Source organism: Amycolatopsis sp. WAC 04182 (genome assembly GCF_003947465.1).
GTDB lineage: Bacteria > Actinomycetota > Actinomycetes > Mycobacteriales > Pseudonocardiaceae > Amycolatopsis.
In genome coordinates, this window is the sequence record NZ_QHJJ01000057.1 from 1 (window position 1) to 650 (window position 650).

Below are 650 nucleotides of genomic sequence, written 5' to 3' on the forward strand. Positions count from 1 at the left end.
GCACCCAGAGCGATCAGCCGATCATGAAGCATCTCAAGGTCACGGTCGAACGGTCGGCCTAGCGCACGGGCCGCGGACGAAGACCGCCGCCGCGATTCCGGCGACGACCCCGATCAGGGTGTCGAGCACCCGGTCGGTGAGGAGCGTCAGCGGTTCGGCCGGAGCGGCCAGTTCCGTCATCACCATGATCAGCGGCGTGAAGAAGCCGAGCGCCAGTCCGTAATGACGGGACATGAACAGTTCGGTCGGGAACAGGAGCACGATCACCGACAAGGCCAGCAGCGTCCCGCCGAGATCGGGAAGGAGCAGCAGGGCGGTGACGCCGAGTCCGGCGAACGTGCCCAGGACCCGGTGGACGCTGCGGTGGACGACACTGCGTACTCCGGGATGGAGCCGGTTGCGCACATCGACGGCGGCCAGCGGCACCGCCGCGGAGGCCATCGCCCAGTTCGCGTGCTCGACGCCCAGCAGCAGGCCGCAGAAGCCCGCCGCCGAGATCGCCAGCACGTAACGGGCGGCGTGGACCAGAGCACACGACCTTCGGCGCCCTCGTGCGCAGTCCTCCGGACCACACGTCACTCCCGGCGGCGGAACCGCCTGCCCAACAGGTCTCGTGGGACCGGTCAGTCCGATGAGGACACAGAACACGG

Annotated in this window: 1 protein-coding gene; it reads right to left on the bottom strand. The window is 68.8% G+C overall.

The window, feature by feature from the left end; all coding sequences use genetic code 11:
* Positions 1–39: 39 nt before the first annotated feature.
* Positions 40–650 (bottom strand): FUSC family protein (locus DMH01_RS42485; protein WP_148106607.1); only part of this gene is annotated, 611 nt, incomplete at its 5' end.